General features: G+C 67.1%; 18 protein-coding genes. 15 read left to right on the forward strand and 3 right to left on the reverse strand.

The genetic code is table 11. From position 1 onward, the window contains the following. Nucleotides 1-17 precede the first annotated feature (17 nt). The 4 genes from WS89_RS09695 to WS89_RS09710 all read left to right on the forward strand — a co-directional run bounded on the left by WS89_RS09695 (nucleotide 18) and on the right by WS89_RS09710 (nucleotide 5668). Nucleotides 18-2102: a 3-hydroxyacyl-CoA dehydrogenase NAD-binding domain-containing protein gene (locus WS89_RS09695; protein WP_059506044.1), complete on the forward strand. Its 2085-nt coding sequence runs from the start codon at nucleotides 18-20 to the stop codon at nucleotides 2100-2102. Between the two features lie 44 nt (nucleotides 2103-2146). Next, the gene (gene pncA / locus WS89_RS09700; RefSeq protein WP_059790672.1) at nucleotides 2147-2779 is read left to right on the forward strand and encodes a bifunctional nicotinamidase/pyrazinamidase; all 633 of its coding nucleotides are present in this window, start codon (nucleotides 2147-2149) and stop codon (nucleotides 2777-2779) included. 50 nt (nucleotides 2780-2829) lie between these two features. Then, entirely contained in the window at nucleotides 2830-4008 is a 1179-nt protein-coding gene (locus WS89_RS09705) for an acetyl-CoA C-acyltransferase (protein ID WP_059790673.1), read from the forward strand. A 259-nt stretch (nucleotides 4009-4267) separates the two neighbouring features. Beyond that, a complete protein-coding gene (locus WS89_RS09710) occupies nucleotides 4268-5668 on the forward strand; it encodes a sensor domain-containing diguanylate cyclase (protein ID WP_059790675.1) in 1401 nt (466 codons plus the stop codon). A 91-nt stretch (nucleotides 5669-5759) separates the two neighbouring features. Here WS89_RS09710 and WS89_RS09715 read toward each other — a convergent pair whose 3' ends face one another. Then, nucleotides 5760-7901 carry a hypothetical protein gene (locus WS89_RS09715; protein ID WP_059790677.1) on the reverse strand — a complete coding sequence of 714 codons (2142 nt, stop codon included), beginning with the start codon at nucleotides 7899-7901 and terminating at the stop codon, nucleotides 5760-5762. Between the two features lie 703 nt (nucleotides 7902-8604). Between WS89_RS09715 and WS89_RS09720 the strand changes: the two genes are divergently transcribed. The 9 genes from WS89_RS09720 (at nucleotide 8605) to WS89_RS09760 (ending at nucleotide 14926) form a co-directional block, all read left to right on the forward strand. After that, entirely contained in the window at nucleotides 8605-8940 is a 336-nt protein-coding gene (locus WS89_RS09720; protein WP_059790679.1) for an ArsR/SmtB family transcription factor, read from the forward strand. A 22-nt stretch (nucleotides 8941-8962) separates the two neighbouring features. Next, on the forward strand, nucleotides 8963-9457 hold the full coding sequence (locus WS89_RS09725; RefSeq protein ID WP_059790681.1) for an arsenate reductase ArsC: 495 nt from the start codon (nucleotides 8963-8965) through the stop codon (nucleotides 9455-9457). 64 nt (nucleotides 9458-9521) lie between these two features. Continuing rightward, nucleotides 9522-10595, forward strand: a complete 1074-nt coding sequence (gene arsB, locus WS89_RS09730; RefSeq protein ID WP_059790683.1) for an ACR3 family arsenite efflux transporter — start codon at nucleotides 9522-9524, stop codon at nucleotides 10593-10595. 20 nt (nucleotides 10596-10615) lie between these two features. After that, nucleotides 10616-11338 carry an arsenical resistance protein ArsH gene (gene arsH, locus WS89_RS09735; RefSeq protein ID WP_059790685.1) on the forward strand — a complete coding sequence of 241 codons (723 nt, stop codon included), beginning with the start codon at nucleotides 10616-10618 and terminating at the stop codon, nucleotides 11336-11338. Nucleotides 11339-11359: 21 nt separating this feature from the next. Then, nucleotides 11360-11788 (forward strand): arsenic resistance N-acetyltransferase ArsN2, encoded by a 429-nt coding sequence (gene arsN2, locus WS89_RS09740; RefSeq protein ID WP_059790687.1) that lies wholly within the window; start codon nucleotides 11360-11362, stop codon nucleotides 11786-11788. 740 nt (nucleotides 11789-12528) lie between these two features. Continuing rightward, nucleotides 12529-12843 carry a Dabb family protein gene (locus WS89_RS09745; protein ID WP_006483902.1) on the forward strand — a complete coding sequence of 105 codons (315 nt, stop codon included), beginning with the start codon at nucleotides 12529-12531 and terminating at the stop codon, nucleotides 12841-12843. Then, nucleotides 12840-13319, forward strand: coding sequence for a PaaI family thioesterase (locus tag WS89_RS09750; protein WP_006483907.1), 480 nt, complete (start codon nucleotides 12840-12842; stop codon nucleotides 13317-13319). Before WS89_RS09745 ends, WS89_RS09750 begins: the two co-directional genes overlap by 4 nt. 159 nt (nucleotides 13320-13478) lie before the next feature. Beyond that, nucleotides 13479-14438, forward strand: a complete 960-nt coding sequence (locus WS89_RS09755; RefSeq protein ID WP_059790794.1) for an alpha/beta hydrolase — start codon at nucleotides 13479-13481, stop codon at nucleotides 14436-14438. 41 nt (nucleotides 14439-14479) lie between these two features. Further along, the gene (locus WS89_RS09760; protein ID WP_059506060.1) at nucleotides 14480-14926 is read left to right on the forward strand and encodes a GNAT family N-acetyltransferase; all 447 of its coding nucleotides are present in this window, start codon (nucleotides 14480-14482) and stop codon (nucleotides 14924-14926) included. Nucleotides 14927-14942: 16 nt separating this feature from the next. Here the strand turns inward: WS89_RS09760 and WS89_RS09765 are convergent, their stop codons facing one another. Together WS89_RS09765 and ygfZ are read right to left on the reverse strand one after the other, a co-directional pair. Continuing rightward, nucleotides 14943-15785 (reverse strand): NRDE family protein, encoded by an 843-nt coding sequence (locus WS89_RS09765; protein ID WP_059790689.1) that lies wholly within the window; start codon nucleotides 15783-15785, stop codon nucleotides 14943-14945. 76 nt (nucleotides 15786-15861) lie between these two features. Then, nucleotides 15862-16896: a CAF17-like 4Fe-4S cluster assembly/insertion protein YgfZ gene (gene ygfZ, locus WS89_RS09770; RefSeq protein ID WP_059790691.1), complete on the reverse strand. Its 1035-nt coding sequence runs from the start codon at nucleotides 16894-16896 to the stop codon at nucleotides 15862-15864. A gap of 77 nt (nucleotides 16897-16973) precedes the next feature. Between ygfZ and mltG the strand changes: the two genes are divergently transcribed. Further along, the gene (gene mltG, locus WS89_RS09775) at nucleotides 16974-17993 is read left to right on the forward strand and encodes an endolytic transglycosylase MltG (RefSeq protein ID WP_034207506.1); all 1020 of its coding nucleotides are present in this window, start codon (nucleotides 16974-16976) and stop codon (nucleotides 17991-17993) included. Further along, nucleotides 17993-18613 (forward strand): dTMP kinase, encoded by a 621-nt coding sequence (tmk, locus tag WS89_RS09780; RefSeq protein WP_034207505.1) that lies wholly within the window; start codon nucleotides 17993-17995, stop codon nucleotides 18611-18613. Before mltG ends, tmk begins: the two co-directional genes overlap by 1 nt. Nucleotides 18614-18624 lie beyond the last annotated feature (11 nt).

Below are 18624 nucleotides of genomic sequence, written 5' to 3' on the forward strand. Positions count from 1 at the left end.
TGCATGGAGGCAGGCAGATGGCAGTGGACTATTCGACTCGCGACGGCGTGGCCGTCGTCACGCTCAACAACCCGCCCGTCAACGGGCTCGGCCTGTCGACCCGCCAGGGCGTCATGGACGCGCTCGATCGCGCCGCGCAGGATCCGTCGGTCACGGCCATCGTGCTGACCGGCGCGGGCCGCGCGTTTTCGGGCGGTGCCGACATCACCGAATTCAATACGCCGAAGGCCCTGCAGGAGCCGACGCTGCACACCGTGATCCGTGCGGTGGAGGCGAGCGCGAAGCCGGTCGTCGCGGCGCTGCACAGCGTCGTGATGGGCGGCGGCCTGGAACTCGCGCTCGGCGCGCATTACCGCGTCGCGGCGCCCGGCGCGCAGGTCGCGCTGCCCGAAGTGAAGCTCGGGCTGCTGCCGGGCGCGGGCGGCACGCAACGCCTGCCGCGCGCGGTCGGGCTCGAAACCGCGCTGAACATGATCGTCTCGGGCGCGCCGGTGCCGTCGGAGCAACTCGCGAAGAGCGGGCTGTTCGACGAAATGGCCGACGGCGACCTGCTCGACGCGGCCGTCGCGTTCGCACGCAAGGTCGGCGCGCAGAAGGGGCCGCATCCGCGCGTGCGCGATCGCAAGATCGTCCACGAGAACGCGGCGGGCTTCATCCAGTTCGCACGCAATTCCGCGCGTGCCGCCGCACCGAATTTCCCCGCGCCGCACAAGTGCATCGACGCGATCGAGGCCGGCGTGCTGAACGGTTTCGACAAGGGCAGCATCGCCGAGCGCGAAGGTTTCGTCGCGCTGATGATGACGCCGGAAAGCCGCGCGCTGCGCCATGCGTTCTTCGGCGAGCGCGCGGCGAGCAAGATTCCCGACGTGCCGGCCGATACGCCGCTGCGCGAGATCCGCCGGGTCGGCGTGATCGGCGCCGGCACGATGGGCGGCGGGATCGCGATGAACTTCGTCAACGCCGGGCTGCCCGTCACGCTGCTCGAAACGAAGCAGGAGGCGCTCGAGCGCGGCCTCGCGACGATCCGCAAGAATTACGACGCGCAGGTGAAGAAGGGCAAGCTCACGCAGGAGAAGCTCGACGCGCGCATGGCGCTGATCGCGCCGACGCTGTCTTACGACGACCTGAAGGACGCCGACCTGATCGTCGAGGCCGTGTTCGAGGAACTCGGCGTGAAGGAGCAGGTGTTCCGCAAGCTGGACGAAGTCGCGAAGCCGGGCGCGATCCTCGCGTCGAACACGTCGACGCTCGACGTCGACAAGATCGCGGCGTTCACGAAGCGTCCGCAGGACGTGGTCGGCATGCACTTCTTCAGCCCGGCGAACGTGATGAAGCTGCTCGAGGTCGTGCGCGGCGCGCAGACCGCGAAGGACGTGCTCGCGACCGTGATGGCGGTCGCGAAGAAGATCCGCAAGACGGCGGTCGTGTCGGGCGTGTGCGACGGCTTCATCGGCAACCGGATGATCGAGCAGTACATCCGCCAGGCGCTGTTCATGCTCGAGGAAGGCGCGCTGCCCGCGCAGGTCGATCGCGCGATCGAGAAGTTCGGGTTCGCGATGGGGCCGTTCCGGATGAGCGACCTCGCCGGCAACGACATCGGCTGGGCGATCCGCAAGCGGCGCTACGTCGAGCAGCCCGAGCTGCAGTATTCGAAGATCGCCGACCGCCTGTGCGAACAGGGCCGCTTCGGCCAGAAGACGGGCGCCGGCTGGTACGACTACGTGCCGGGCGATCGCAAGGCGAAGCCGTCGTCGCTCGTCGACGAGATGGTCGTCGCGTATTCGAAGGAGCGCGGCGTCGAGCGGCGCAAGATCGGCGACGACGAGATCGTCGAGCGGCTGGTGTTCGCGCTCGTCAACGAAGGCGCGAAGATTCTCGAGGAGAAGATCGCGTCGAAGGCGTCCGACATCGACATGGTCTACCTGACCGGCTATGGCTTCCCGCTGTGGCGCGGCGGCCCGATGCTGTACGCGGACACGGTCGGCCTCTACAACGTCGAGCGCGCGATTCGCCGCTATGCGGCGGCGCCGAACGGCGACGCCTGGCGGCTCGCGCCGTCGATCGCGGAACTGGCGAAGGCCGGCCGCGGGTTCAACGGCTGACGCCGCCGCATCGCGGCGCGGCCGATCCTGTCTGGAGACACGCAATGAAACGCACCGACGACGTCCTGCTCGTGATCGACGTGCAATACGACTTCATGCCGGGCGGCGCGCTTGCGGTGCCCGACGGCGATACGGTCGTGCCCGTGATCAACGCGCTCGCGCAACGCTTCGACCAGGTCGTGCTCACGCAGGACTGGCACCCGCGCGAGCACGTGTCGTTCGCGGCGAACCATCCGGGCCGCGAGCCGTTTTCGACGCTCGCGCTGCCGTACGGCGAGCAGGTGCTGTGGCCCGTGCACTGCGTGCAGGGCACCGACGGCGCGGCGCTGCATCGCGACCTCGACATCCCGCACGCGCGGCTGGTGATCCGCAAGGGCGGCGACGCACAGGTCGACAGCTATTCCGCGTTCGTCGAAGCCGACCGCACGACGCGCACGGGGCTCGCGGGCTACCTGCGCGAACTCGGCGCGAAGCGCGTGTGGTGCTGCGGGCTCGCGACCGACTATTGCGTCGCGTGGTCGGCGCTCGATGCGCGCGCGGCCGGTTTCGAAGCCGCGGTGATCAACGATGCGTGCCGTGCGATCGACCTGAACGGGTCGCTCGCGCACGCATGGCAACAGATGCAGGCAGCGGGCGTCGTACATGCGACGTCCGCGGGCGCGCGCCCGGCGGCGTAGCGCATTCCCCATCCGATTCAGGACATGAAGCAGGACCGAAGGAGACTCGCATGACCGAAGCCGTAATCGTATCGACCGCACGCACGCCGCTGGCGAAATCCTGGCGCGGTGCCTTCAACATGACGCACGGCGCGACGCTCGGCGGCCACGTGGTCGCGGCCGCGCTCGAACGCGCGAAGCTCGACCCGGCGCGCGTCGAGGACGTGATCATGGGCTGCGCGAACCCCGAAGGCGCGACGGGCGCGAACATCGCGCGGCAGATCGCGCTGCGCGCCGGCTTGCCGGTGAGCGTGCCGGGGATGACGGTGAACCGCTTCTGTTCGTCGGGGTTGCAGACCATCGCGCTGGCCGCGCAGCGGATCATCGCGGGCGAAGGTGAAATCTATGTGGCCGGCGGCGTCGAATCGATCTCGTGCGTGCAGAACGAGATGAACCGGCACATGATCCAGGAAGGCTGGCTCGTCGAGCACAAGCCTGAGATCTACTGGAACATGCTGCAGACCGCCGAGAACGTCGCGAAGCGCTACGGCATCTCGAAGGAGCGGCAGGACGCGTACGGCGTGCAGTCGCAACTGCGTGCCGCGGCCGCGCAGGAAGCCGGGCGTTTCCGCGACGAGATCGTGCCGATCACCGTGCTCGCGGGCATCGCCGACAAGGCGACGGGCCGCCTGTTCACGCAGGAAGTGACTGTGTCGGCCGACGAAGGCATCCGCCCCGACACGACGCTCGAAGGCGTGTCGAAGATCCGTTCGGCCGTGCCGGGCGGCGTGATCACCGCAGGCAATGCGAGCCAGTTCTCGGACGGCGCGTCGGCCTGCGTCGTGATGAGCGCCGCCGCCGCGCAGCGCGACGGGCTGCGGCCGCTGGGCGCGTTCCGCGGCTTCGCGGTGGCAGGCTGCGAACCGGACGAAATGGGCATTGGCCCGGTGTTCGCGGTGCCCAAGCTGCTGAAGCAGGCCGGGCTGACAGTCGACGACATCGGCCTGTGGGAGCTGAACGAGGCGTTCGCGGTGCAGGTGCTGTACTGCCGCGACACGCTCGGGATTCCCGAGGATCGCCTGAACGTGAACGGCGGCGCGATCGCGGTCGGCCATCCGTACGGCGTGTCGGGCGCGCGCCTGACCGGCCATGCGCTGATCGAAGGCAAGCGGCGCGGCGTGAAGTACGTGGTCGTCACGATGTGCATCGGCGGCGGGCAGGGCGCGGCCGGGCTGTTCGAAATCCTCTGATCTTTGAATAGCGACCGCGGCGACGCTTCGGCGTCGCCGCACGCCGCCGCAGCGAATCGGCGCGGCCGACGCGCCATTCGCGACGGCGGGGAAGCAAACGGCATGCACCCGGCAATGCCGTTTCCCCTGACTTGTCAAACGAATTGCCCCACCTATACTTGCTCTGACATTTGCCTTTCGGCACGATGGGCCGGATCGTGCGTCGCGCGATCCGCGCCGCGAAGATTCGAATCAACGCAGCAGACCGACCGGGGACCGAATGAGTACGACCTATGCAGCCGGGGAACCGCCGCGCGTCGTCAGCGCGGCCGCGAGGCTCTACGCGAAATGCCTGCTGGTCGGATTCGCGTTGCTGCCTGCCTATCTGATTGCCTATCTGTGGTTCTTCAGCGACCGGAGCGTCGTGTTCGAGAGCCACGCCTTCCACGAAATCGCGATCGCGGCGGCGACGATCGAAGGTGCGTTCGTCACCTACGTGACGTGGGTGTGCTACCGGTCGTCGGGCGAGCCGCTGCTGCGCTGGCTGACGCTCGGCTTTCTCGGCTTCGCGATGATCTATGCGTTGCACGGTGCATTCACCGGGATGGCGCACCACAACATCTGGCTGTTCCTGCTGTACGGGCCCGCGTCGCGTTTCGTGATGTCGGCGCTGCTGCTCACGGGCCTGCTGTCGTATTCGCGTCCGCCCGACAGGATCGACAAGCGCACGAGCGTGCGGACGTGGCTGCCGTGGATCGTGTTCTTCGTGATCGTCAACGTGGCGGTCGCGTACATCGCGTATTCGCCGGTCGCGGGCGCGCTTGGCACGCGGCTGTCGATGGAAGGCGGCGCGCTGGTGCTCTCGCTGCTGAACGTGTGCGTGCTGCTCGCGCGGCGGATCCGCTCGCCGCTGATGGTGATCTACGGCGTGTCGATCATGGCGTTCGCGCTGTCGTCGCTCGCGTTCATTCTCGGCAAGCCGTGGAATCACATGTGGTGGCTCGCGCATGCGATCTTCGCGGGCGGATTCTTCCTGCTCAGCTACGGCGTCGTGCAGGCGCTGCAGACGACGCGCTCGTTCTCGGCGATCTATAGCCAGGAAGATCTGATGAGCCGGCTGTCGGAATCGATGGCGCGCACCGAAAGCGCGCTGCAGGAGCTGCGGCGCACGAACCAGAAGCTCGAGTACATGGCCGCGACCGACCCGATGACGGGCGCGTCGAACCGCCGCCAGTTCATCGCGCAGGTCGAGCGCGAGATCGTGCGGGCCGAGCGCGACGGCACGCCGTTCTGCCTGCTCGCGCTCGATCTCGACAATTTCAAGAACATCAACGATGCATACGGGCACCAGATCGGCGACGAGGTGCTGCGCGGCGTCGTGCGCCAGTGCCTCGAGGCGATCCGGCCGGCGGGCGCGCTTGCGCGGGTCGGCGGCGAGGAGTTCATGGCGCTGTTGCCGGAGATGCCGCTCGAAGGCGCGCGGATGACGGCCGAGCGCATGCGTTCGTCGATCGCGAGTGCGCCGTTCGGGCTCGACTTCAAGCGCGTGCAGGTGACGGTTAGCGTCGGCGTCGCGCAATACGGGATCGACGGCGGCACGGTCGATGCGCTGCTGCGGGTGGTCGACGAGCGGCTGTACCAGGCGAAGCGGGAAGGGCGCAATCGCGTGGTGTCGCGATGATCCGCATTTCGCCGACGCCCCGGCGGCGGGAGCGCCACCGGGGCTTTTTCAGGCCGGTGCCGGTGCCGGCCGGCACACCCGCAGCGACGCGCTAGCGCGACGCCACCGCCGTCGCCTGCTTCGGCTGTCCGTCCTGTATCGGCTGCGACGCCTGCCACCAGTACTTGCCCGCGCGCTGCTGCGGATCGCGGATCGCGAGATACGTCGTACTCCAGAGCTGCGCCGCGTTGGCTTCGGTCGCGTCGGCGCTGCGCGTGCCGAATGCGTCGGTCTGGTACTTGCCGTTCACGTAGGACCAAGTCCACATTTCCGACGTGCGCATGTCGCGCCCGTTCGAGATCACCTGCCAGATCGTCTGCCGCGCCTGCGTGAGCAGCGTGCGCGTCGCGGCCGACAGGTCCTGGCGCGCGAGCTGGCGATCGAGCCCGGCCACCCACATCGCCTGCTGCCACGACCAGATCACCGTGCCGTGATACGCGGAGCTCGTGAACTTCGGCCACAGCGACGGGTTCGCATACGCGGGGTTCGCGATCAGCATCCCGACATCGGTCACGAGCCCGGTCGGGAACGGCCGCGTGACGTCGGCGACGATCCGCTGAAGCTGGTCGTCGGGTGGCGTGCCGAACAGCAGCGCGAAGCCGCCGTCGGAATTCATCACCGGAATCGGGTTGCCCTGCTGGTCGAGCGACAGCGCGTAGAAGGCCAGCGGTGCGGCAGGCGCGACGCCGGCCGGCACGCCGGCGGATGGCGCATAGGCCGACACGTCGGTGGCCGCCTGCGCGGCCGGCACGCTGACCAGGAACAGCGGCGGCGCCTGCGTTTCCCAGGTAGCCGCTTCGTTCGCCGTGTTGGCGAGCGTTGCGCGCTGCCCGGCATCGAGGTACGGATCGAGCAGGCCGCGGGCGAGGAACGCGTTCGCCGCGCGCAGCGCGGCCGGCACGAGCACCGCGTTCACGTCGTACGGGTACACGCCGCCGCCGAGGCCGTCGGTGCTGTCGCGCCAGTTGCCGACGATTTCGCCTGGCCGCAGATGGATCAGGTTTGCGACCGACGGCTGCTGCGCGAACGGCTGCGCGGTCGTCGCGACGTGCAGCAGATTGACCACGAGGCGGCTGCCGTTGGTCTGCCCGTCGCTGCCGCGCTGCGCCAGGTACGCGGCCGCGCGCGCCTGGCCGCGCGTATCGTCGATCAGCCACGCGGCCGCGATCGGCGCGAGCAGGTAGTCGCTGTCGATCATCTTGTAGTCGTAGGTCGGTGTCGCATCGTTCGGCCGCCCGTTCTTCTGGTTGTCGATCAGCGCGAACTCGCCGATGCCTTCCTCGTGCGCGACCTTGCCGTCGGCCGACAGGCGGCCCAACACCGACGACAGCCCGGCCTCGATCGCCGCCGGTTCGAGCACGGGCATCAGCATGCGCACCGAGATCAGCGTGTCGCGGCCGAAGTACGTGTCGTACTGCCACGAGCCGGCCAGCAGCTTGTCGTTGAAGCTGAGGAATTCGAGCACGTTCTGGCTGACCGGATCGGGATTCACGGACGGGGCGAACAGGTCGGCGTGCGTGATCGGCGACAGCGGCGTCTCGCCCGACAGCGCGTCGATGTGCAGCTTCAGCGTGTGCGAGCCCGTCGGCGCGCTCAGCACGAGCTTGCCGCCCGCTGCCGGCGCGATGCTGCCGCCGTCGCGCAGCGTGATGCGCAGCGCATAGCCGGGCGCGCCGTCGATCCGGTCGCGTTGCCATTGCGCGGTGCCGCCCTGAACCGTCGGCGCGGTGAGGATCTGTTGCGGAATCGTGGCGCCGCCGTTGAAGTCGCGCAGGAAGCGCACGTTACTCAACACGCCCTGGCGGATCGTCAGCGTACCGGTGTCGACCGACACGTCGGCGCCGATGCCGTAGAGCGGGCGGCCGTGTGCGTCCGGGGCCGACAACGCGGACGGCGGCGTGTCGAGGCTCCAGTTCACCGGCTGCGCGGTGTCGTCGAACCACAGCCCGGTGCCGCTGTTGCCGGCGGGGAAGACCACGAGCAGGCGCGGTTTCGTCGACGAGCGCACGAGCAGGTGCGCGGCGACCTTGTCCTGCCGGTAGAACGCATTGATCTGGCCGCCGGTATCCATGCGGAACGACAACGCGGCGGTGTTCGACGGCGGGCTGTTCGATTTGACGTCGTCGTCGTTGCAGGCCGACAGCAGACCGGCACAGACGAGCCCGAGACACAGCGACTTCGCAAGGCGATGCATGTTGATGTCCCTCCTGATGACTGGCGATTTTTATCTGGATGTTCTAATCGACGGATCTCGGGTCCGCTTGATCCCGGTTTGTATTCATTCTGGCGAATGACGGGAGTTAATCGGGATGTTGCGATTCTTCGAAAAGAAAATGGGTTGGCAAATAGCCGAATGGCCGATAAATGCCGCAAGCTGGAAACGACAGGGGCGACGCGTCGATGCTCCGCGACAAAGGCAATGCACAAGCCCTTCGCGCGGGTGAGTGGCGAATCCGGGGCGGCGAAGAAGATGATACGTAAGCCGTCGTAGGCGATTCTAAATTTACGGGAAAGTCGAAGTCAATAATGTTTTGGTTTTCGAATATTGAATTGAAAAGCTGGCCGCAATTATTACCCGTCTCGCCGGTAAAATGTGCGATTTAACGGATGCGGATAATTTACTCCGGATATCCGGTGACGAAACTGATCGGTAATACCGTATCGCGCCGGCGATTGATGCCGGGCAGGAAAGGAATCGCCATGTTCGTATCGCCTTTTTGGGCAAGGAGCCGGCTCGCACCGGGGCGATGAGCACGAGGCCGCGCAATTCGCGTTCCTGCCGTTCGACCGGAATCGTGCGTTCGCTCATCGGAACCGGCAGGTCGGGCAGGCATGGTGGCTACCGTGGTTCACGCGAATCGCTACGCAAAGTTCCATATTTCGACTATTATAGAAATATGGAAGCAAATCAGATCATCGCTGCACTTGCAGCGCTCGCGCATGAGTCCCGGCTCGCCGTGTTCCGCGCGCTCGTCCAGGCTGGGCCGGAAGGCATGTCCGCCGGGCAGATCGCCACGTTGCTGGACGTGCCGCCGTCGTCGCTGTCCTTCCATTTGAAGGAGCTGGCGTATGCGCAACTCGTGACGAGCCGACAAGAAGGCCGCTTCGTGTTCTATTGCGGAAATTTCGCGACGATGAACGGCTTGCTGGCCTACCTCACCGAGAACTGCTGCGGCGGGAATCCATGTTCGCCGGTGTCGGCGTGCCCGACGCCCGATCGCTGCCAATCCTGACGCGCATGCGCGTGCATCGCCCATGACCACGAACGTACTGATTCTCTGCACCCACAACTCCGCCCGCAGCGTGCTGGCGGAGGGCATGCTCAATTTCTGGGCCGCGACGCTCGGCAAGGACGTCCGGGCGTACAGCGCCGGCAGCGCGCCGAGCGGTCGCGTCAACCCGTTCGCGCTGGAGGCGTTGAGGAACGCCGGCGTCGACGTCGACGGATACCGCAGCAAAAGCTGGGACGAATTCGCCGGCGACGGCGCGCCCGAGATGCGTGTCGTCATCACGGTGTGCGATAGTGCGGCAGCCGAAACGTGTCCGTACTGGCCCGGCAGCCCCATCAAAGTCCATTGGGGTTACGCCGATCCGTCGAATGCGGCCGGCGGTGACGGAGGCAGGCGACTTGCGTTCGACCTGACGCGTCAAGCGATCGGCTATCGCATGCTGCAGTTGCTGGCGTTGCCGCTCGAGCGCATGAGCAATGCCGAGCTTCAACGCGCGTTGACCGATATCGCGCGACATTGATCGCCCGTACGACGGCCCGCCGGCGTGAGCGGCGGGCGACGCCTTCGAGACCGAATACCGTGCAATGACCGCGTACAACACCGCCCCGCCGCGCAAGGCCGCTACCAAGCCGGCCATCAATTTCTTCGAACGCTACCTCACGCTCTGGGTTGCGCTGTGTATCGTCGCGGGTATCGCGCTCGGCCGGGCGCTGCCCGGTTTGTTCCGGCAGATCGGCCGGATCGAATACGCGCAGGTCAATCTGCCCGTCGGGTTGCTGATCTGGGTGATGATCGTTCCGATGCTCGTCAAGGTCGATTTCGCCGCGTTGCACGAGGTACGTCGACACGTGAAAGGCATCGGCGTCACGCTGGTCGTGAACTGGCTCGTCAAGCCGTTCTCGATGGCATGCCTGGGCTGGCTGTTCATTCGCCATCTGTTCGCACCGATGTTGCCGACGGACCAGCTCGATAGCTACATCGCCGGCTTGATTCTGCTGGCCGCGGCGCCGTGTACGGCGATGGTGTTCGTGTGGAGTCGACTCACGGGGGGCGACCCGCTGTTCACGTTGTCGCAGGTCGCGCTGAACGACAGCATCATGGTGATCGCGTTCGCACCGATGGTCGGGCTGCTGCTCGGCATGTCGGCGATCACCGTACCGTGGGCGACGCTGCTCACATCGGTCGTGCTGTACATCGTCATTCCGGTCATCTTCGCGCAGCTGTGGCGCAAGCACCTGCTCGCCAAGGGCGTGGCTGCATTCGATGTCGCGATGGCGAGGATTGCTCCCTGGTCGATCGCTGCGCTTCTCGCGACGCTCGTCCTCCTGTTCGCCTTTCAAGGCGAGGCGATTCTGGCGCAGCCGCTCGTGATCGCGCTGTTGGCGGTACCGATCCTGATTCAGGTGTTCTTCAATTCCGCGCTGGCCTACTGGCTCAATCGCACGGTCGGCGAGAAGCACAGCGTTGCATGTCCGTCGGCGCTCATCGGTGCATCCAACTTCTTCGAGCTGGCCGTCGCCGCGGCGATCAGCCTGTTCGGATTTCACTCGGGCGCCGCGCTGGCGACCGTCGTCGGCGTGCTGGTCGAGGTGCCGGCGATGTTGCTGGTCGTGCGTGTCGTCAACCGGTCGAAGGGCTGGTATGAGCATCGGGCCTGAGTACATCGGAGAATCCGCAGATGACCGACGATATGAACGATCTACCGCAACTCGACACCGCGCTGTTCCGCGTGCCGGATGCCGCCCAATTGCGGCCGGCTGCGGCGTCGACGCATCCTGCCCGGATTCTGCTGCTCTATGGCTCGCTCCGCGAGCGCTCGTTCAGCCGCCTGCTGGTCGAGGAAGCGGCACGCTTGCTCACGGCGATGGGCGCCGAGGCCCGCGTGTTCAATCCGAGCGGACTGCCTCTGCCGGACGACGCGCCCGACAGTCATCCGAAGGTCGTCGAGCTGCGCGAACTCGTGATGTGGTCGGAAGGGATGGTGTGGTGCTCGCCGGAACGGCACGGCGCGATGACGGGCATCATGAAGTCGCAGGTCGACTGGATTCCGCTGTCGGTCGGCGCCGTGCGACCGACGCAGGGCAAGACGCTCGCGGTAATGCAGGTCAGCGGCGGGTCGCAGTCGTTCAACGCGGTGAACCAGATGCGTGTGCTCGGACGCTGGATGCGCATGCTGACCATCCCGAACCAGTCGTCGGTGGCGAAGGCTTTCATGGAATTCGACGAAGCGGGGCGGATGAAGCCATCCGCTTATTTCGATCGTGTCGTGGACGTGATGGAAGAATTGGTGAAGTTTACGTTGCTGACGAGAGATATCGGCCCTTACCTGGTCGATCGGTACAGCGAGCGGAAGGAGAGCGCCGAAGCGCTTTCACGGCGTGTGAATCAGCGAAGCATCTAGCGTCCGAGGGAAGGAGCAAAGATGGAGATCCGTTGCGCCACGGTCGACGACTTGCCGTCGATTGAAGCATTGCTGCGCCAGAGCGGCCTGCCGGTCGCCGGGGTCGCAGGTCATGTGCAACGTTTCGTCGTTGCGATCGGGCATTCGACGGTATGCGGATGCGGCGGTGTCGAGTATTACGGTGACGCCGCGCTTCTGCGTTCCGTTGCGGTTGCCGCCAACATGCGCGGTTCCGGCGTCGGACGGGTCATCGTGTCGCGGCTGGTGGACGCATGCCGTTCCCTCGACGTTCGGTCGTTGGTGCTGCTCACAACGACCGCAGAGGACTATTTTGCCCGTCTGGGTTTCGTGTGCGTTGCACGAGGGGACGTGCCGTCTTCGGTGCTCGCGTCACCCCAGTTCCAGGGCGTGTGTCCGGGATCGGCCGTTTCAATGCTGCGGGTTCTTTGAGCGTTACGGCGATCGTTGCGTACGCAACTGCATCGTCGCGACGCTCGAAGGCCGCCAAATCGCCGCCGGCGTGTGCTTCTTGCTTCGCTCCGTCCACGTGTATCGCGGCGATCCTGCCGTATGTGACGTACGGCCGATCGGCCCCGCGTGGTATCGGATCGATCCGGAATCGGGTCGAATTGAAGCGCATTTCCTCCTCCAGGCGTTGTCATTGTCGAGATCGCCATTGACCCATCTGATCCGAACGTCGAGCCATCACCTCGGTGGCTTGCTGATGTTGCCCGCATGCTCGTCCCTGTACGAGAGGGGCGCTATCGGTATTGTCGTTTGCGGGTTATCGGCCGGTTCCGAATGGCGCGAGAAGGACGCGGGGTCCATATCGACCAGCCGTCTTGAAGACCAGCGGCGGGCATTTCCCGATCGCGAATAAACTCTCCTTTCCGTCAATTATGTATCGGTGGCGCCGGAGTTTGGTGCCGGATGGGCGAACCCCGAGATACGGCGCCATCGGTGCCGGTAAGTTTGGTAGGCTGTCGCCTGGGCTTGCTCGTCCGATCTCGACGTCGGCAAGTGGCACGATGAGATGCGGGTGCCGCCCTTGAAGATTGCAGGCGATACCCGTTTTTCTCGGCCGAACGCGATTTCGAGCGAATGCGAGCGAACGGTGAAAGGGCGGAAGGCGCCCAACCGGCATCAGTTTCAGGCAAATCGCCGAACCAACACGAACAGGAGCGAACGAAGTGATCAGACATATCGTCATGTGGAAGTTGAAGGAATCGGCGGAAGGCGCGACGCGTGCGCAGAACGCGCTGAAGCTGAAGGAGAAGCTCGAAGGCTGCCGCGACCTCGTGCCGGGCACCCTGCAGATCGACGTCGGCGTAGCGACGCCGGGCCTCGACGCGACCGCCGATATCGTGCTCGTCTCCGATTTTGCCGACAAGGCCGCGCTCGACGCGTACCAGGTGCATCCGGTTCACCAGGAAGTGAAGAAATTCGTCGTCGCGGTGGCCGAATCGCGCGAGTGCGTCGACTACATCGTCGACAACGCACGATGAGCGACGCGGCAACCCCGACGGAAGGCCCGTCGATCGAAAGCCCGTTCGTCGATCTGCTCGGCGTGCAGCTCGTGTCCGCGAAGGATGGCGCGAGCGAGATCGTGCTGCCGCTCGAGGAGCGCCACATGAACACGTGGAGCATCGCGCACGGCGGCGTGACGATGACGCTCGCCGATATCGCGCTCGCGATGGCGGCGCGCAGCCTGACCGACGACGGCGTCGGCGTCGTCACGGTCGAGATGAAGGTGAACTTCATGCAGCCGGGCCGCGGCGAATTGCGCGCTTACGGGCGCGTGATGCACCGTTCGACGACGATGGCCTACTGCGAAGGCGAAGTGCGCGACAGCGACGGCAATTTCGTCGCGAAGGCTCTCGGTACGTTCAAGTACATGCGGCGGCTCGCGGTCGGCCGCGACATCAAGCGGCAACGTTCGCGCACCGCGCCGGACGCCCAGCCCGGCCCGAGCGACGCGTAAGCATCCATCACGCACGGCCCTGTCTCTTCGATGACGCAGGGCCGTCTCGTTTTGGCGCACGGGCGGGCCGGCGCACCGCGCGCCGCGCTCGCCGGGCGCGCGCGTGGCATCATGTCACGCTTGTCCGTTCACGGCGCCACGCGGGCGCCGTCCACACCGATGCCGCTGAATCCCAAGATCGCCCAGGTGCTCGACATGATCGAGCGCGCGAAACGTCCGTCGTATCACCACCAGACGCCGCAGCAGGCGCGCGCCGCGTACGAGAAGAGCGCGCCGATCCTCGACGTCGCGCCGGCGCCGATGCATTCGGTGGAAGCATGCGTCGTGCCGACGCGGGACGGCCGCACGATCGGTGCGCGGCTGTATCTGCCGGTCGAGCCGAGCCTCGCGGAGCCGCTGCCCGCGCTCGTGTACTACCACGGCGGCGGCTTCACGGTCGGCAGCGTCGACACGCACGATGCGCTGTGCCGGATGTTCGCGCACGATGCGCAATGCGCGGTGCTGTCGGTCGGCTACCGGCTCGCGCCCGAACACCGGTTTCCGACCGCGGTGAACGACGCGGACGACGCATTGCAGTGGCTGCATCGCGAGGCCGCCGCGTTCGGCATCGACGCCGCGCGGCTGGCCGTCGGCGGCGACAGTGCGGGCGGGACGCTCGCGACGGTCTGCGCGGTGCTCGCGCGCGACGCGGGCATTCGTCTTGCGCTGCAACTCCTGATCTATCCGGGCGTGACGGGTTACCAGGACACCGAATCGCATGCACGGCTCGCGAACGGCTACCTGCTGACGCAGGACACGATCCAGTGGTTCTTCACGCAATACGTGCGCGATCGGGCGGACCGCGACGACTGGCGTTTCGCGCCGCTCGACGGCACGCGCGATGCGCCGTCGTTCGCGGGTGTCGCGCCGGCATGGATCGCGACGGCTGAATTCGATCCGTTGAGCGACGAGGGCGCCGCGTACGCGGACAAGTTGCGCGCGGCCGGCAACGCGGTCACGCTGGTCCGCTATCCGGGGATGATCCACGAATTCTTCAAGATGGGCGGCTACGTGCCGGAGGTGCGGGCCGCGCATGCCGATGCGGTCGCGGCGCTGAAGGCTGCATTCGACGAAGTTTGACGGCGAGCGCGCGACGGCGTGCAGGCCGCGGGAGAGCTGCGATGACGAACGGCGCGGGCGTGGTGGAAACGGGCGACTGGACGGTGCTGGGCGGCGACGCTGCGCGAATCCGAGACGCGGTGTTCGTGCGGGAGCAGCAGATTCCGCCGGAATGGGAACTCGACGACGACGATCCGTTGTCGCTGCATGCGGTCGCGTACCGGACCGATGCGGCGACCGGGCTGCGCCGGGCGATCGCGACGGGGCGGTTGCTGCCGTCCGGCACGATCGGCCGCGTCGCGGTGCTGGCCGACATGCGCGGGCAGGGTGTCGGATCGGCCGTGCTGAATGCGCTGCTGGACGCCGCACGGCGCCGCGGCGAAGCCGTCGTGCGGCTGTACGCCCAGGATTCGGCGGTGTCGTTCTATCTGCGGCACGGTTTCGCGACGGTCGGCGAGCCGTTCGTCGAAGCCGGCGTGCCGCACGTCGAGATGGCGCGCGCGCCGTAGCGCGCAACGCGTGCGTTCAGCGCCGCGTCGTGTCGATATCGAACGTGAACGCGCGCTCGAACGCGCCCGGGCGGACGGTCCGGTGCGAGCCGTCGTCGTCGCTGCGCTCCTTGACCTCGACCGTCAGCCGCACGCCTTCCTTCATCGTGACGCGCAGCGCCGTGGTGCCGCGCGTGCCGTATTCGGGCGTTTCGATGAACGCGGCCGACAGCGCGCGCTCGCGCTCGATCGGAATGCCCGTGTGCGGCAGTGCGTCGTCGGCGGCGACGTGCGGGTCGCGCATCAGCGCGATCAGCTCGTCGAGCGACGGGGTCGGGTTGTCGGTGAGCAGCGTGCCGAGCTCCGCGCGCTTGCGCACCACTTTCGGCCAGGGCGTGTCGAGCCGCGCATTCGACAGCGCATGCACGCCCGGCGCGATCGCGACGGGCGCGGCGACACGGCTTTCGCCCTCGGGCGCGCGGTTGCAGAACCATGCGAGTTCGCGCCGGCGCCAGTCGCCGACCAGCAGGTTGAAGCCGTTGTACACGGCCGCATGTTCGGCAAGTTGCTCGAGATAGTCGAGCGGGGCGACCGACGAGCCGCCGAGAAAGTCGGATACCAGCTTGCCGCGGGTCGGCGCGCCCGCGCGAATGTCGAACGGCGCACGGTAGTTGGTCAGCGCGGCGAAGCGGCCGTCGCGCGATACGCCGAGCCACGTGCCGCCCGCTTCGAGATCGCGACCGGCCAGTACGCCCGGCACGTCCTCCCACCACGAGAGCGGCGCGCTGGTCCGGCGAAAGAATTCGTCGCGATTGGCGGCGAGGGTAAAGACGGGACCGGCGGCGGCATCGGGCTGCCAGTCGAAGGCAATCAGGCACATCGGGCGAATCTCTCGCAGGAAACGTCGTGCGCCGGCTGCGACTCGCGAGCCGGCCCGCGAACGGGTTGTCAGTGCATCACGCTTCGGTCGGCCACGCGTACGGCAGCGCATCGAACGCGAGCGCCGGGCCGCCGGCCGAACCGAGGTGCACCGTGCCGCTGTCGAGTGCGGCGAGCTTGATCTCGACCAGCGCGTCGACGCCGCCCGCCGGCGCGGCCGCCGCATTGACGATCATCCCGCACGGCTGGCCCGGGTCGTCGCTGTGGAACAGCTCGACGCCGGCATGCACGGTATCGGTCTCGCCGGCGACGTGCGCGAGCGCGGTGCGGCGCTTGATCGTGCCGCGGTACTGGCTGCGCGCCACCACTTCCTGGCCCGGGTAGCACCCTTTCCTGAAGTTAACGGCACCGATCACGTCGAAGTTGACCATCTGCGGGACGAACTGCTCGACAGCCGGCTGCGTGATGCGCGGCTCGCCCGCGCGAACGTCGAGCCAGTCCCACACGGCGGGCGACACGACGGGCAGCGTGCCGGCCAGCGCGGCGACGCGCGCATCGACTTCGGCGCGCGGGCCGATCCACAGATAGCGCTTGCGGCCGGCCGCATCGGGCACGCGGATCAGCGCGCCGGCCGGGCCGTCGACCTTCACGTGCACGCCGTCGGGCAGCGCATCGAAGATGCCCGACAGCGCGGCGCGCACGTCGCCGACGAAGCCGGCCACCGCGAGCGTGTCGCTCGCGTCCGTCAGCTTCGCCTTCGCACGCAGCACGAACATCGACAGCCGCTTCTGCACGGCCGGTTGCACGTCCTTCGACACGAGCAGGCGCACGCCGTGGCCGGCCCGCCACGCGAGGAACGACGCGAGCAGGCGGCCCTTCGGCGAGCAGTACCCGGACAGCCGCGCGCTGCCGGCATCGAGATGCTCGATGTCGTTGGTGAGCTGGCTGTGCAGGAACGTCGCGGCGTCGTCGCCGGCCACGTCGATCACGCCGAACTGCGGCAGCGGCATGCAGGCGCCCGGCGCGTCGAAATCGGCGGCGGACGGGCGGGGGAAAACGGGGAGCGAGGCAGATGCGGCCTGGGCAGCCGGTGAAGCGAACGGTGTGCTCATGGAATGAGGGAACAGTCAACCCTGACTTTGACGGAGGCGAGCAAGTATTATATGGGTCTTACCTGAGTCACGTTTCCATGTCCCTACTGAAGAAATGCGCCGCGACGATCGTGGCGCTGGCCGTCGTTGTGGCCGCTGCCGGCGCGGGCGGCGGGTATTACTGGGCGACCCGGCCGCTGTCGCTGGGTTCGGCATCGCTCGACGTCACGATCAAGCCGCGCAGCAGCGTGAAGAGCGTCGCGTCACAGCTCAAGCGCGGCGGCGTGCCGGTCGAGCCGCTCGCCTTCGTCGCGATGACGCGCGTGCTCGGGCTGTCGAGCCGGCTCAAATCGGGCAACTACGAATTCAAGACCGGCATCACGCCGTACGACGTGCTGCAGAAGATCGCGCGCGGCGACGTGAACGAGTACGTCGCGACGGTCATCGAGGGCTGGACCTTCAAGCGGATGCGCGCGGAGCTCGACGCGAACCCCGATCTGGCGCATTCGACGGCCGGCATGAGCGACGCCGAGCTGTTGCGCGCGATCGGCGCATCGGACAGCGCGGTGCAGCGCGGCAGCGGCGAGGGGCTGTTCTTTCCCGATACCTACCTGTTCGACAAGGGCACGAGCGACCTGAACATCTACCGGCGCGCATACCGCCTGATGCAGACGCGCGTCGACGAGGCATGGGCCGCGCGCACGCCGGGGCTGCCGTACAAGACGCCTTACGAAATGCTGACGATCGCGTCGATCGTCGAGAAGGAAACCGGCCATGCGGCCGACCGCGCGTTCGTCGCGGCCGTGTTCGCGAACCGGCTGCGCATCGGCATGCCGCTGCAGACCGATCCGTCGGTGATCTACGGGCTCGGCGACGCGTACGACGGCCGTCTGCGCAAGCGCGACCTGCAGGCCGACACTCCTTACAATACCTACACCCGACGCGGGCTGCCGCCCACGCCGATCGCGTTGCCGGGTGTCGCCGCGCTGCAGGCGGCGATCAATCCGGCCCCGACGAGCGCGCTCTATTTCGTCGCTAAGGGCGACGGCACGAGCGTGTTCTCGGACACGCTCGGCGACCACAACAAGGCCGTGGACAAGTACATACGAGGTCAATAATGGCGAGCGGTAAATTCATCACGTTCGAAGGCATCGACGGGGCGGGGAAGACCACCCACCTGTCATGGTTCTGCGAACGCCTCCAGGACCGGCTGGCCGCGGCCGGCCGGCAGGTCGTCGTCACCCGCGAGCCGGGCGGCACGCAGCTCGGCGAGAAACTGCGCGAGATCCTGCTGAACCAGCCGATGGATCTCGAGACGGAAGCGCTGCTGATGTTCGCCGCGCGTCGCGAGCACCTCGCGCTCGTGATCGAGCCGGCGCTCGCGCGCGGCGACTGGGTCGTGTCGGATCGCTTCACCGACGCGACCTTTGCGTACCAGGGCGGCGGCCGCGGGCTGCCGCGCGACAAGCTCGAGACGCTCGAGCGCTGGGTGCAGGGCGGTTTCCAGCCCGACCTCACGGTGCTGTTCGACGTCGCGCCGCAGGTCGCGAGCGAGCGTCGCGGCGCCGCGCGCATGCCGGACAAGTTCGAAAGCGAGTCCGACGCGTTCTTTACCCGCACACGCGCCGAATACCTGCGGCGCGCGGAAGAGGCGCCGCATCGCTTCGCGGTCGTCGACGCGACGCGATCGATTCCCGAGATCCGCCAGCAGCTCGAACGCGTGCTCGCCGCGCTGTAACCCGCAAGGAA

The sequence above is a fragment of the Burkholderia sp. MSMB1072 genome, from assembly GCF_001524725.1.
Classification (GTDB): Bacteria; Pseudomonadota; Gammaproteobacteria; order Burkholderiales; family Burkholderiaceae; genus Burkholderia.